The 13,267-nt window shown below is 42.9% G+C and carries 12 protein-coding genes; 4 read left to right on the top strand and 8 right to left on the bottom strand.

What is annotated here, in order from left to right; all coding sequences use genetic code 11:
• Nucleotides 1-35: 35 nt before the first annotated feature.
• From ileS to rpmH, 8 genes are all read right to left on the bottom strand, one after another.
• A complete protein-coding gene (gene ileS, locus ACNAV8_RS06695; protein ID WP_415777422.1) occupies nt 36-2,855 on the bottom strand; it encodes an isoleucine--tRNA ligase in 2,820 nt (939 codons plus the stop codon).
• A gap of 162 nt (nt 2,856-3,017) precedes the next feature.
• On the bottom strand, nt 3,018-3,974 hold the full coding sequence (gene ribF / locus ACNAV8_RS06690) for a bifunctional riboflavin kinase/FAD synthetase (RefSeq protein WP_103854794.1): 957 nt from the start codon (nt 3,972-3,974) through the stop codon (nt 3,018-3,020).
• Between the two features lie 185 nt (nt 3,975-4,159).
• On the bottom strand, nt 4,160-5,518 hold the full coding sequence (gene mnmE / locus ACNAV8_RS06685; protein ID WP_415777421.1) for a tRNA uridine-5-carboxymethylaminomethyl(34) synthesis GTPase MnmE: 1,359 nt from the start codon (nt 5,516-5,518) through the stop codon (nt 4,160-4,162).
• 78 nt (nt 5,519-5,596) lie between these two features.
• The gene (locus ACNAV8_RS06680) at nt 5,597-5,938 is read right to left on the bottom strand and encodes a n-acetylglutamate synthase (RefSeq protein ID WP_103854795.1); all 342 of its coding nucleotides are present in this window, start codon (nt 5,936-5,938) and stop codon (nt 5,597-5,599) included.
• A gap of 105 nt (nt 5,939-6,043) precedes the next feature.
• Nucleotides 6,044-7,657: a membrane protein insertase YidC gene (gene yidC / locus ACNAV8_RS06675; protein ID WP_103854796.1), complete on the bottom strand. Its 1,614-nt coding sequence runs from the start codon at nt 7,655-7,657 to the stop codon at nt 6,044-6,046.
• Complete coding sequence (gene yidD / locus ACNAV8_RS06670; protein ID WP_103853847.1) at nt 7,657-7,917, bottom strand: membrane protein insertion efficiency factor YidD; 261 nt, start codon at nt 7,915-7,917, stop codon at nt 7,657-7,659. Before yidD ends, yidC begins: the two co-directional genes overlap by 1 nt.
• Nucleotides 7,881-8,240, bottom strand: a complete 360-nt coding sequence (rnpA, locus tag ACNAV8_RS06665) for a ribonuclease P protein component (protein ID WP_103854797.1) — start codon at nt 8,238-8,240, stop codon at nt 7,881-7,883. Before rnpA ends, yidD begins: the two co-directional genes overlap by 37 nt.
• Nucleotides 8,241-8,254: 14 nt before the next feature.
• A complete protein-coding gene (gene rpmH, locus ACNAV8_RS06660; RefSeq protein WP_005539760.1) occupies nt 8,255-8,389 on the bottom strand; it encodes a 50S ribosomal protein L34 in 135 nt (44 codons plus the stop codon).
• Nucleotides 8,390-8,743: 354 nt separating this feature from the next.
• Here rpmH and dnaA point away from each other — a divergent pair, with 354 nt between their 5' ends.
• The 4 genes from dnaA to ACNAV8_RS06640 all read left to right on the top strand — a co-directional run bounded on the left by dnaA (nt 8,744) and on the right by ACNAV8_RS06640 (nt 13,241).
• Entirely contained in the window at nt 8,744-10,105 is a 1,362-nt protein-coding gene (gene dnaA, locus ACNAV8_RS06655) for a chromosomal replication initiator protein DnaA (protein WP_415777420.1), read from the top strand.
• Nucleotides 10,106-10,115: 10 nt separating this feature from the next.
• Entirely contained in the window at nt 10,116-11,216 is a 1,101-nt protein-coding gene (gene dnaN, locus ACNAV8_RS06650) for a DNA polymerase III subunit beta (RefSeq protein WP_103854798.1), read from the top strand.
• A gap of 3 nt (nt 11,217-11,219) precedes the next feature.
• Nucleotides 11,220-12,296, top strand: coding sequence for a DNA replication/repair protein RecF (gene recF, locus ACNAV8_RS06645; RefSeq protein ID WP_415777419.1), 1,077 nt, complete (start codon nt 11,220-11,222; stop codon nt 12,294-12,296).
• Between the two features lie 252 nt (nt 12,297-12,548).
• The gene (locus ACNAV8_RS06640; RefSeq protein WP_103854799.1) at nt 12,549-13,241 is read left to right on the top strand and encodes a 7-cyano-7-deazaguanine/7-aminomethyl-7-deazaguanine transporter; all 693 of its coding nucleotides are present in this window, start codon (nt 12,549-12,551) and stop codon (nt 13,239-13,241) included.
• Nucleotides 13,242-13,267: the final 26 nt, after the last annotated feature.

Here is a 13,267-nt window from a genome sequence, read left to right as displayed (position 1 = left end):
TGCAGACAAAGTGCGGTCGGATTTTTTGACGTTTTTTACGCGAAATGTCTGACTTCGCCCTCGCCGTCCACGTTTTCCACACAACGAGAACAAAGCGTTGGGTGGGCGGCGTTTTGTCCGATGGTGTCGGAATAATGCCAGCAACGCGGACATTTTTCGTTGGCAGAACGCACCACTTTCACTTTAAAGCCGTCCACTTCACCATCCTCAACATCAGCTTCGGCAAGTGGTTTCACTTCGGCTTTTGAGGTAATCAGCACAAAGCGTAATTCATCGCCTAATTGAGATAAAATCTTCGCGTATTCTTCGTTTGCGTAAAGGGTAACTTCCGCTTCCAATGCCGCACCAATGACTTTATCCGCACGGGCTTGCTCTAATACGCGATTAACTTCATCTCGCAGTTTTAACACTTGTTGCCAGTAAGCGTCACTCATTGTTTCATCAGCGTTCAATGGGAATAATCCCTTGTAGAACTCTTCGGTAAACACAAATTCCGCACGCTCACCAGGGATATATTGCCAAATTTCATCAGCGGTAAAGGATAAAATTGGGGCAATCCAACGCACGAGGGCTTCGGCAATATGCCACAACGCGGTTTGACAGCTACGGCGTGCGAGGCTGTCCGCTTTGGTGGTGTATTGGCGATCTTTGATAATATCTAAATAGAACGATCCCATTTCGATCGAGCAGAATTTCATCAAACGCTGAACCACCGCGTGGAATTGATAATTATCATAAGCTTCTTGGATCTCTTTTTGTGCATTCAAGGCACAGTCCACCGCCCAACGATCGAGTACGATCATCTCTTCTGGTTTAACTAAATCGCGTTTTGGATCAAAGCCATTTAGGTTCGCCAAAAGGAAACGCGCCGTGTTACGAATACGGCGATAGCTGTCTGCCGCACGTTTGAGGATTTCATCAGAAACCGACATTTCCCCTGTGTAATCGGTGGAAGCCACCCATAAACGTAAAATATCGCCGCCGAATTTGTCCATTACCTCTTGCGGTGTAACAATGTTGCCGATGGATTTTGACATTTTACGCCCTTGTCCGTCTACCGTAAAACCGTGCGTAAGTACTTGTTTATACGGGGCTTTATTGTCTGTTGCGGTGGAAAGCATTAAGGACGACATAAACCAACCGCGATGTTGATCTGAGCCTTCCAAATACATATCTGGCTCTTTGCCGTTAAACTCTGGGCGAACTTTTACGACAGAATTATAGGTTGATCCTGAATCGAACCACACATCAAGGGTGTCTGGTACTTTTTTGTAATCTTTCGCTTCTTCGCCAAGCAATTCCGCAGGATCGAGATCCCACCACGCTTGAATGCCCGCTTGCTCTACGCGTTTTGCCACTTCTTCGATTAACTCCAACGAACGCGGGTGTAGCTCTTCCGTGTCTTTATGAATAAACAGGGCGATCGGCACATTCCAAGTACGCTGACGGGAAATACACCAGTCTGGACGGTTTTCTACCATTTTTTCAATGCGTGCTTGACCCCAATCTGGGATCCAACGCACTTTTTTGATTTCCTCTAACGCCTGTTTGCGTAAACCGTTGGTTTCCATTCCGATAAACCATTGTGGTGTGGCACGGAAAATAATTGGTGTTTTGTGTCGCCAGCAATGCGGGTAGCTGTGGCGAATTTTTTGTACTTTTAACAGATTGCCTTTTTCAATGAGTTTTTCAATCACTAAGTCGTTACTTTCAAAGACTTTTTTGCCCGCGAAGAATGGTGTGTTGTCATTAAAGACACCTGCGTCAGTAATTAAATTCGCCATTTCTAAGCCGTATTTTTGTCCGACAATATAGTCGTCCTGACCGTGATCGGGAGCGGTATGCACTAAGCCCGTACCGCCGTCAGTGGTAACGTGATCACCCAAAATTACAGGCACGCTATACTCATAGAATGGGTGGTTAAAGCGGAGCAATTCTAAATCCGCCCCTTTGGCTGAACCTAGCACTTTCACATTTTCTTCACCAAGGGCTTTTTGCACGCTTTCCACCAATTCTTTAGCTAAGATCAAGCGTTTATCGCCAAATTGCAGCAGTTGGTAATCTAAATCCGCATTCACCGCAATCGCACGGTTTGATGGCAACGTCCAAGGGGTGGTTGTCCAAATTACAGCGAAAATTTCACCACTACCCGTTTCTGTTAAATTGAATTGATTTAACACCGCACTTTCATCAACGGCAGGGAATGCCACATAGATTGACGGCGAGGTTTTGTCTTCGTATTCCACTTCCGCTTCAGACAGCGAAGAAGCACAATCCAAGCACCAATGCACGGGCTTATAGCCTTTGTATAAATGGTTGTTTTCCACCACTTTGGCAAGGGTGCGAATGATATTCGCTTCGGTGTCATAATTCATTGTTAAATAAGGATTATCCCAATCCCCTAACACGCCCAAGCGGATAAAATCTTTCTTTTGCCCTTCCACTTGCTCGCGTGCATAGTTACGACATTCTTCGCGGAATTGTGCCGCAGAAATTTTGTCCCCTGGTTTTCCCACTAAGCCTTCTACTTTCAATTCAATCGGCAAACCGTGGCAGTCCCAGCCCGGGATATAAGGGCTGTCAAAGCCCGCTGCGGTTTTAGATTTAATAATAATGTCTTTTAAAATTTTATTTACAGCGTGTCCAATGTGAATTGAGCCGTTGGCGTAAGGAGGGCCATCGTGCAGAATAAAGGATTTTTTCCCCTGTGCTGCTTGTCTGATTTTGTCGTAAAGTTTTTTCTCATACCAATTTTTAAGCATTACTGGCTCGCGTTTCGCCAGATCGCCACGCATTGGAAACCCTGTCGCAGGCAGGTTAAGCGTGTTTTTGTAATCTACATTTTCATTCGACATTTGTTTTTTCCACGTTGTATAAAAATAAAATCTTGCATTGAATGCACAATAACCTTGGCATTATACGCATAAATAGCCAAATGTTAAAGAATGGGGGCTGGGAATTGTTATTCAATCCCTGATTAAAGTGCGGTGCTTTTTTGGAAACTTTTTTACCGCACTTTAAGCCATTGAGCTCGTTCTTTTGGCTTGGCTAAAATAATCCTTTGCCACTTCCACATCTTTGGCAATTTGCTCTTTTAACGCATCAAAAGAAGGGAATTTCACCTCATCACGGATTTTATCACAGAGTTCCACTTGCAAGGGTTGCCCATAAATATCTTGTTTAAAATCAAACAGATGAACTTCAAGTAATTGCTTCACACCATTAATGGTCGGGCGGCGACCAATATTTGCTACACCCTCATATTCCGTGCCATCAGGCAATTTGGCTCGCACGGCATACACGCCTTTCACAGGGTTCACTTGGCGTTGCAGACGAATATTTGCCGTTGGAAAACCGATGGTTCGCCCTAATTTATTGCCTTGCACCACGCGCCCATAAATGCAATAAGGCTTGCCTAAAAGCTGCTCGGCAAGGGCTAAATTATCATCAGCTAAGGCTTGACGGATCGCTGTGCTGCTAATGCGTTGTTCATTTAAACGAAAACTACAATTATCTTCCACCGCAAAACCGTATTTCTTCCCCGCTTGTTGTAATAGCGCAAAATCCCCTGTACGCCCTGCGCCAAAACGGAAATCATCGCCAATGCTTAAGAATTTCACATTGAGTTTCTGCACCAAGCATTGTTCAATAAATTGTTGCGCAGAAAGCTGAGCAAAAGTGCGGTCAAATTTGATGCGAATAACATAATCCACGCCCAAATCTGCCAACGCACTTAATTTATCGCGCAGCCGCATTAAGCGCGGCGGTGCGTTGTCGCCCATAAAATATTCGCTCGGCTGGGGTTCAAAAAGCATCACAACCATGGGCAAAGAAAGCGCACTTGCTTTTTCACGCAAATGACGCAACACCGCTTGATGCCCTAAATGCACGCCATCAAAATTCCCAATGGTTAAGGCACAGCCTTGTTGCTGAAAAATAGCGGGCAGTTGTTTTAACCCTTGAATTAATTGCATTAATCTATTCCGTTACGACCTTTTTTAATCATCACACCATACACACCGTATGGCGTTTGTTTATCTCAGCCACGCGGTGGCTAGTAAGAATAAATGCGAGCTTGTCGCGTTAATGTTTATTTTGCAATGTCAATCTCATCATAAAAAATCAATAAAATGACACCGCACTTTTATTTTCTACTGATTTATTTCCCAATACAAAACGAACTAAAAATATTGCCGAGCAGATCATCAGAGGTAAATTGTCCGGTAATTTCGCTCAGGTGATTTTGCACCATTCGCAATTCTTCGGCGAGCAGTTCACCTGCGTAAAATTCTGTGAGCTGAATAAGTCCTGCTTGTAAGTGGGTATCCGCTTGTTCTAAGGCTTCCAAATGGCGGCGGCGTGCAAGGAATCCCCCTTCTGCACTGGTGTTATAACCCATTGATTGTTTCAGATGCTCACGCAGTAAGTCCACACCAACTTGTGTTTTGGCAGAAAGACTGATGGTGGTTTGTCCATTCTGTTCGCTAATGGTTTCCGCTTCACCACTTAAATCCGCTTTATTACGCACAATGGTTAAAGGGATATTGTTCGGCAATTTTGCCAAAAATTCTGACCGCACTTGTGCGAGATTTTCTTCGCTATCGGTGCTGTCTAACATCAGAATAATGCGATCTGCTTGCTCAATTTCGTCCCACGCACGGCGAATCCCAATACGCTCTACTTCATCGGTGGCATCACGCAAACCTGCGGTATCAATAATATGCAACGGCATTCCGTCAATGTGGATATGCTCACGCAGCACATCTCGAGTTGTGCCTGCAATATCAGTTACAATCGCCGCTTCGCGTCCTGCGAGAGCATTGAGTAGGCTAGATTTTCCTGCATTTGGTCGCCCTGCGATCACCACTTTCATTCCTTCACGCAAAATCGCCCCTTGCTTGGCTTCTGCTCGTACGGCAGCAAGTTGAGCAATAATTTCACGCAATTTGGCTTCAATTTTTCCGTCCGCCAAGAAATCAATTTCTTCATCAGGGAAATCAATCGCCGCTTCTACATAGGTGCGTAGATAAATGACATCATCGACAAGCTGATTGATTTTATTAGAAAATTCCCCTTGTAAGGATTTCAATGCAGAACGTGCCGCTTGCTCAGAGGTCGCGTCAATGAGATCGGCGATCGCCTCTGCTTGTGCAAGATCGAGTTTGTCGTTCAAAAATGCCTGCTCGGAAAATTCCCCTGGACGTGCTAAGCGAACGCCTTTCACTTGCAAAATGCGTTTGAGTAAGAGATCTAAAATAATCTGTCCGCCGTGGCCTTGTAGCTCTAATACATCTTCACCAGTGAAAGAATTTGGGGCTTTGAAGAATAAGGCGATCCCCTGATCTAACACCGTGCCATCGCTATCTTTGAAAGGCAAATAATTTGCCAAACGCGGTTTGAGAGGCTTGCCTAGCACCTCTTCAGCCACTTGATTGGCTAAAGGCCCTGACACCCTTAAAATCCCCACGCCCCCACGTCCGATCGGCGTGGCTTGGGCGACAATGGTTTCTTTTGTCATAAAAATGTTTCCTAAAAACACCGCACTTTAAAATGCTTAGATTTTGTTAAGTTGATTTTAAACCTTTCGCAAGAGGTTTTAAATTTCTTCAATGACTGATTCGCCCGTTTCTTGCTCGCCGTCTAGCCATTGCCACTGTTCATTTAAACGCAATTTGCCTGAAGGTAGCGAGGAAATTTTACTGACACATTTTCCTAGACGATTTTCTAATTGCTGATTAAGGTGTTGATAAGTAAAGCTAATTTCATCATCAGAAATAAATTTGCCAATTAGAAAACCTTTTTTAATTTCACCGCTTGCGTACTCAGCCCAAATCATCGTGCCTTGTTGAAAATAATGAAAACGCGTTTGGTTACTCACTTCCCCACTTTCGCTATTTACAACGGCGGCGAAGATTTTTTGGTTAAGGTTGTATGTCATCATCGCTCCTTGAGGGTAGGTTATGGCGAGTTTGCTCCGCGGTAGGTATAGCCAAAAAGCATAAAATAAAAGGTATCCTGAGATACCTTTTATTCTTTTATCTCGTTATTTTTTACGAGAGTGTAATCCTTTTTTCTCTAACCCACGGTAAATCCATTGTTGTTGAGCAATGGTGATAAGGTTGGAAACTAACCAGTAGAGTACCAAACCTGCTGGGAAGAATAGGAAGAATACCATAAAGATCAACGGCATAAATGTCATAATTTTTTGTTGCATTGGATCAGCAACAGGTGTTGGTGACATTTTTTGTAATAAGAACATTGATCCGCCCATTAAAATTGGCAAGATGAAATACGGATCTTGTGCCGATAAATCTTGAATCCAACCGAAGAATGGCGCGTGGCGTAGTTCAACGGCTTCCATAAATGTCCAGTATAAGGCGATGAAAATTGGCATTTGTAAAAGAATTGGTAAACAGCCCCCCAGTGGGTTCACTTTTTCTTCTTTGTACAATTTCATCATTTCTTGGCTCATACGCTGACGATCTTCACCATAACGCTCACGCATTTCTTGGATTTTCGGTTGTAGCATACGCATTTTCGCCATTGAGGTATATTGTGCTTTGGTTAATGGGTATAAACAACCTTTCACCACTAAGGTTACACCAATAATCGCAAGACCCCAGTTTTTCACTAAATCGTGAATGTGGGTAAGTAGCCAGAATAACGGTTTCGCAATAAACCACGCCCAACCGTAATCCACGGTTAAATCTAAGTGGTTTGCCACTTCTGCCATTTGATTTTGTAATTTCGGCCCGGTCCATAATTTGCTGGTGATGCTTTGTGTTGCACCTGCTGGAATATCCACCACTGGCCCACGATAACCAATTGCCCCTAAATTACGTGCTTTGTCCGTAGAAGTATATAAAAGATGTGTGCTGTCTTGATTTGGAATCCACGCAGACACGAAATAATGTTGCAATACTGCTACCCAACCTGCTTTGGTTTGGATAGAAAGATCTTTTTCTTCCATATCTTGGAAGCTGTATTTTTTATAATTCGTTTCAGAAGAAGAATACGCGCCACCAGTATAAGTTGGCATCGCCATACTGCCTGAGCTTTCTACCAAAGTATGGGTTAATTTTGCATAAGGCTCAACTTCAATAGCTTGACCACTTTGGTTGGCAATTTCAAAGTTCACTGCCACATCATATTCGCCGCGTTTTAAGACGAAAATTTTGCGGTACGTTACGCCATCTTTTTCAAAAACAAATGGTACAACAAGTTCATTTTGCCCGTCAGCTAATTTGAAATGATCGCCATCAACTTGATAATTGGCACGCCCTGCTTTGGTGTCAATCCCGTTTTTGCCAACTAAACCACTTTGTGCAATATAAATATGCTCTGGTGTATCGTTCAATAAAACAAATGGTGTATGGGAATCTAATTCTGCATCATATTTTAATAATTCAGAACGCACTACGTCCCCACCTAATGTATTTACTTTTAAACGGAATACATCATTTTCTAAGGTAATGACTTTACCTTGAGCAAGGTTAGCAAGGTCTGAATTTGCTGTTAATTCGCCTTGAGAATTAGAAGTTTGCGCTTGTTCAGTGGCAACAGGCTTTGGTGAATGGTAATCCACTTGCCATTGCTGATAAACAAGAAAAGAAATAAAGAGTAGTGCTAGCACTAACAGGCTACGTCTTGAATCCATTATTTGTTCTCTTTGTTGTTATTGATCTTCGGCGGAACAGGATCGTATCCACCAGCGTGTAAAGGATGACATTTTAATATACGTTTTAACGTAAGCCAACCACCTTTTAACGCACCGTGCGTTTTTAATGCTTCAATGCCGTAGCAAGAACAAGTTGGCGTGAATCGGCAACGTGGGCCAATTAAAGGACTAATAACGAGCTGATAAAAGCGAATAAGCGCAATTAAGACTTTCGAGCCAAGCGAATGTGGCGCTGCCATAATTTATCCAATGAATTGAATATTTGCTGATTGTCTAAACGCCCAATCCCTCGTTTTACTACAATAACAAAATCATAATGCGGCAATTGATGTTGCAACAAACGAAAACGTTCACGACATAAACGCTTAATGCGATTACGATCGTGGGCGCGTTTTAAATGCTTTTTTGCTACCGCTAAACCTAAACGTGGAACAGATTCCTGATTAGGACGGGCTAGAATGGTAATTTCGGGGGAACTCGCACGTTGCGGATCTTGGAAAACGTATTTGAATTGAGCGGGAGTTAGCAGACGTAACTCCCTAGAAAAGTTTAGCTTAATCACAGCGAGGGGCTGGATTATGCGGATAAACTTTTACGACCTTTAGCACGACGACGAGCTAAAACTTGACGGCCGTTTTTAGTTGCCATACGAGCACGGAAACCGTGAGTACGGCTACGTTTTAATACAGATGGTTGAAATGTACGTTTCATAACTATAATCTACCTAAATCAACATTGTTTAACCATTGCCTTTGACATTTAGATAGCCAAAAACGAATTGAAACAAGGGTTACTAAAATAAGGAACGGAATTGTAATCACAAATGAGCCGTTCGTCAAATAAGAATAAGAAAAATCGCAACATAATCTGCATTTTTCTTATTTGAAAGCATAAAAGCGGGGTGAATTATACTTTTTTTGGCAGAAATCTCAAGCAGCCTTTTTCGATTTTTTTGATCCTTTTATAAAGATCTTTTCTCAACTTTATTGTAAAATTAGCCGAATTCTCACCGCACTTTTCTGCGGACGATTCAAACGTTTAACTAATAAACTAGACATAATAACAATGAAAACCACGCTCGCATCACTTTGGCAGGATTGCCTTTCACAACTGCAAGATCAAGTTTCACCAACGGATTTCAGCACTTGGTTACGCCCATTGCAAGCTGATATTGTGGGTGAAAACAATATGGTGTTATATGCCTCCAACGTTTTTGTTAAAAACTGGGTGGAAACTCATTATCTTGAATTAATCAGCCGTTTAGCCCAGCAATTTTCTGGCAATGCGGATTTTAGTGTGAAAGTGCAAGAAGGTTCAAAACCTGCAATGCGTAAAACCACACCGCCACCTGCTGTCGCTCAGAATAATGCACCAGCGCAGCCAAGCGAGCAAAAAACCAGCTATCGTTCTAACTTAAATACCAAGCACATTTTTGAAAACTTTGTAGAGGGGAAATCCAACCAACTGGCCCGAGCCGTGGCGCAAAAAGTGGCGATTAACCCTGGGGAACAAAGCGCCAATCCGCTATTTCTTTATGGTGGCACAGGGCTTGGTAAAACCCACTTATTACACGCTGTAGGCAATGGGATTTTAACTACCAAGCCTGAAGCGCGCGTGATCTATATTCACGCCGAACGCTTTATGCAAGAGTATGTCCGCGCCTTGCAAGAAGACAAAATGGAAAACTTCAAAAAATTCTACCGCACTTTAGATGCTTTGCTGATCGATGATATTCAATTCTTCGCCGGTAAAGATGGTACACAAGAAGAATTTTTCCATATTTTCAATTCCTTATTTGAAAGCAGTCGGCAAATTATCTTAACCTCAGACCGCTATCCAAAAGAGATCGAAAAGATCGAAGATCGCTTAAAATCCCGTTTTGGCTGGGGATTAAGTGTTGCCATTGAGCCGCCAGAGCTTGAAACTCGTGTCGCCATTTTATTGAAGAAAGCGGAAGAAAAAAATATGCGTTTACCAGAAGAAGTGGCGCTATTTATCGGTGAGAAATTACGCACCAACGTGCGTGAATTAGAAGGTGCGCTCAACCGTGTTCACGCGAATGCAGAATTTACCGGCAAGCCGATTACTATTGACTTTGTACGCGAAACCCTCAAAGATATGCTAGCGTTGCAAGAAAAATTAGTAACGGTGGAAAATATCCAAAAAGTGGTGGCGGAATATTACCGAATCAAAGTGGCGGATCTTAAATCGAAAAGCCGCGCCCGATCCGTGGCTCGCCCACGCCAAATTGCTATGGCATTGTCGCGCGAACTCACCAACCGCAGCTTCCCTGAAATTGGCAGCAGCTTTGGCGATCGCGATCATACTACCGTATTGCACGCTTGTCGCAGTGTGGATAAACTCAAACAACAAGACCCAAGCATTCAAGAAGACTGGTCTAATTTAATCCGAACCTTATCAGTTTAAGGACGAAAACATGCAATTTACTGTATCAAGAGAAAATCTGTTAAAACCCTTACAACAAGTGTGTGGCGTGTTGAGCAGTCGCCCTAATATCCCTGTGTTAAACAATGTGTTACTACACATTGAAGGGCAATCTTTAACCATTACAGGGACTGATTTAGAAGTAGAACTTTCCACTCAAGCACAACTAAACAGCGCAGAGCAAAATGGTAATTTCACAATCCCTGCCAAAAAATTTCTTGATATTTGTCGCAGTTTTCCTGATGGTTCGGATATTACCGTGAGTTTTGAAGAAGAGCGTGCGCTGGTGCTTTGTGGACGCAGTAAATTTAACCTTGCCACCTTGCCTGCGGACGAATATCCAAACTTGGCGGATTGGCAAGCAGAAGTCGATTTCACTACCACACAAGCCACCTTACGCCGCTTAATTGATGCCACGCAATTTTCTATGGCAAATCAAGATGCACGCTATTTCTTAAATGGAATGAAATTTGAAACAGAAGGCAATTTGCTCCGAACTGTTGCAACGGACGGACATCGCCTTGCCGTTTGCACCATTCCGTTAGAGCAAGATCTACAGCTTCATTCTGTCATTGTGCCACGCAAAGGCGTTTTAGAACTCGCTCGCTTATTAGAAAGTAATGATCAACCTGCTCGCGTGCAGATCGGCACAAATAATTTACGTATTGATTTAGGACACATTATTTTCACCTCGAAACTCATTGATGGACGCTTCCCTGATTATCGCCGTGTGTTGCCACGCAACGCCCAGCGTATTATGACTGGTGAATGGGAAAGCCTAAAACAAGCTTTTGCCCGTGCAGCTATTTTATCTAACGACAAAGTCCGAACCGTGCGCTTACAGCTTGCTGAAAACCAGCTCACGATCACCGCCACCAATACTGAACAAGAGCAAGCGGAAGAAATCATTGACATCAATTACAGCGGTGAAGAAATGGAAGTCGGCTTTAACGTGAGCTATTTGCTCGATGTGCTCAATGCACTCAAATGTAAGCAAGTGCGTATGCGCTTAACAGATGCCTCATCAAGCTGTTTAATTGAAGATGTGGACGACAACAGCGCAGAATATGTGATTATGCCGATGCGTTTATAATTTATGGCAATTTCACGCTTAACTGTTGAAAACTTTCGCAATTTAACCGCCGTGGATCTGGAATTTGACCACGGCTTTAACTTTTTAGTGGGCAATAATGGCAGTGGCAAAACCAGCTTGCTTGAAGCAATTTTCTATCTTGCTCACGGCCGCTCTTTTAAAAGTGCGGTGGCAAATCGCATCATTTCTTACGAGCAGCCCCACTTCACCCTGTACGGCAAAATTCAAGAACAACAGCATCAATGGTCAGTGGGTTTGCAAAAACATCGTCAAGGTAATACACAGGTTAAAATTAACGGTGAAGAAGCGAAAAAAATCGCTGATCTTGCCCATTTATTGCCAATGCAAATCATCACCCCAGAAGGACTCACCTTGCTTAACGGCGGCCCAAGCTACCGCCGCGCTTTTCTAGATTGGGGATTGTTTCACCATCACAGTCAATTCCACCCTGTGTGGAGCCAGCTTAACCGCTTATTAAAGCAACGCAACGCCGCTTTGCAACAAGCCTTTCGCTACGAACATATTCATATTTGGGATAAAGAGCTAGTCAATCTTGCTAACCAAGTGAGCCAATGGCGTGCTGATTATGCCGAAGCCCTCCGCCCTGAAATTGAGCGCACTTGCCAACTGTTTCTGCCTGAATTAGAAATTAGCGTGAGCTTCCACCAAGGTTGGGACAAAAATAGCGATTACGCCGAGTTATTACAGCAAAATTTTGAGCGTGATCGTGCCATTGGCTACACCGTATCTGGCCCACAAAAAGCCGATTTTCGCTTTAAAGCCAACGGTTTGCCCGTAGAAGATGTGCTTTCGCGCGGACAACTAAAACTACTAATGTGCGCCTTGCGCTTGGCTCAGGGGGAACACTTAACCCAACAAAAAGATCGCCATTGCATTTTCTTAATTGACGATTTCGCCTCTGAATTAGATAAAACGAAACGCGCCTTACTTGCCGAACGCTTACAACAAAGTGGCTCGCAAGTCTTTGTCAGTGCCATCACCCACAATCAACTCAAAGAAATGCAACCAGAAAAACACCGCACTTTTAGCGTGAATAACGGCAAACTCAGTGAAAGCTAGTTTTGTTTTCACCCTTTCCTCTATCCAATAAAAAATTTATAAAAAACCACCGCACTTTATATTAGATAACTTTTTCTACTTATTTCCGTGAAATAAACAGATATATTCCTTGAAATATCAACAAAAATACGTATTATCTGCTTTCCTCTGTACAGCTCTTATATCAAGTAAGTGGCTGTTCGCAGATATATTAAATTTTTCCATTAATTTGGGTTCCCTCACCCCAATGTTTTCAACAAAAAGGTATAAAAGATGAAAGTAACTTCTCCGATCTTTAATCATCAACAAAAACGCAACGCATTAATTCTTTTAAGTTTTTTCCACATTTTTATTATTACCGCTAGTAACTATTTAGTCCAAATTCCCTTTGAAATCCGATTGCCGCTCCATCTGTTCGGGCTAGAAGATTTCTCATTCCACAGCACCTGGGGAACACTCACTTTCCCGTTTATTTTTCTTGCCACGGATTTAACCGTGCGAATTTTTGGTGCGAAAGAAGCGAGGTGGATTATCTTCGTTGTGATGTTCCCTGCATTGATCATCAGTTATGTGATTTCCACACTTTTTTTAGATACGCAATATCAAGGCATTGAAGCCTTATTTGACTTCAACTTATTTGTCTTCCGCATTGCGATTGCCAGTTTTGTTGCCTACGTTTTTGGGCAACTGTTAGATGTATTAGTCTTTAACCGCTTACGCCAACTCAAAACTTGGTGGATTGCACCGAGTAGCTCAATGATTTTTGGCTCAATGGCCGATACCTTCTTATTCTTCTCCGTTGCATTTTACGCAAGCAGTGATCCTTTTATGGCAGAACATTGGTTTGAACTTGGCTTTGTGGATTACCTTTTCAAACTTTTTGTTGGCATCGTGCTGTTCGTTCCTGCCTATGGCGTGGCGCTGAATGTCATTTTGCGTAAGCTTCAGCAACTCACAAAGCAATAAAAGGATTTATTCATCAACACATAATA

The sequence above is a fragment of the Avibacterium endocarditidis genome, assembly GCF_965138825.1.
GTDB lineage: Bacteria > Pseudomonadota > Gammaproteobacteria > Enterobacterales > Pasteurellaceae > Avibacterium > Avibacterium endocarditidis.
The sequence above is the reverse complement of the archived record's forward strand: the minus strand, read 5'-3'. Positions and strand labels throughout refer to the sequence as shown.

Excerpts from the sequence above, each read along its gene's own strand:
- yidD (WP_103853847.1), bottom strand. The coding sequence starts at position 7,917 with ATGGCAGCGCCACATTCGCTTGGCTCGAAAGTCTTAATTGCGCTTATT.
- mnmE (WP_415777421.1), bottom strand. The coding sequence starts at position 5,518 with ATGACAAAAGAAACCATTGTCGCCCAAGCCACGCCGATCGGACGTGGG.
- dnaA (WP_415777420.1), top strand. The coding sequence starts at position 8,744 with ATGAAAACCACGCTCGCATCACTTTGGCAGGATTGCCTTTCACAACTG.
- rpmH (WP_005539760.1), bottom strand. The coding sequence starts at position 8,389 with ATGAAACGTACATTTCAACCATCTGTATTAAAACGTAGCCGTACTCAC.
- ACNAV8_RS06640 (WP_103854799.1), top strand. The coding sequence starts at position 12,549 with ATGAAAGTAACTTCTCCGATCTTTAATCATCAACAAAAACGCAACGCA.
- dnaN (WP_103854798.1), top strand. The coding sequence starts at position 10,116 with ATGCAATTTACTGTATCAAGAGAAAATCTGTTAAAACCCTTACAACAA.
- yidC (WP_103854796.1), bottom strand. The coding sequence starts at position 7,657 with ATGGATTCAAGACGTAGCCTGTTAGTGCTAGCACTACTCTTTATTTCT.
- ribF (WP_103854794.1), bottom strand. The coding sequence starts at position 3,974 with ATGCAATTAATTCAAGGGTTAAAACAACTGCCCGCTATTTTTCAGCAA.
- ACNAV8_RS06680 (WP_103854795.1), bottom strand. The coding sequence starts at position 5,938 with ATGACATACAACCTTAACCAAAAAATCTTCGCCGCCGTTGTAAATAGC.
- recF (WP_415777419.1), top strand. The coding sequence starts at position 11,220 with ATGGCAATTTCACGCTTAACTGTTGAAAACTTTCGCAATTTAACCGCC.
- ileS (WP_415777422.1), bottom strand. The coding sequence starts at position 2,855 with ATGTCGAATGAAAATGTAGATTACAAAAACACGCTTAACCTGCCTGCG.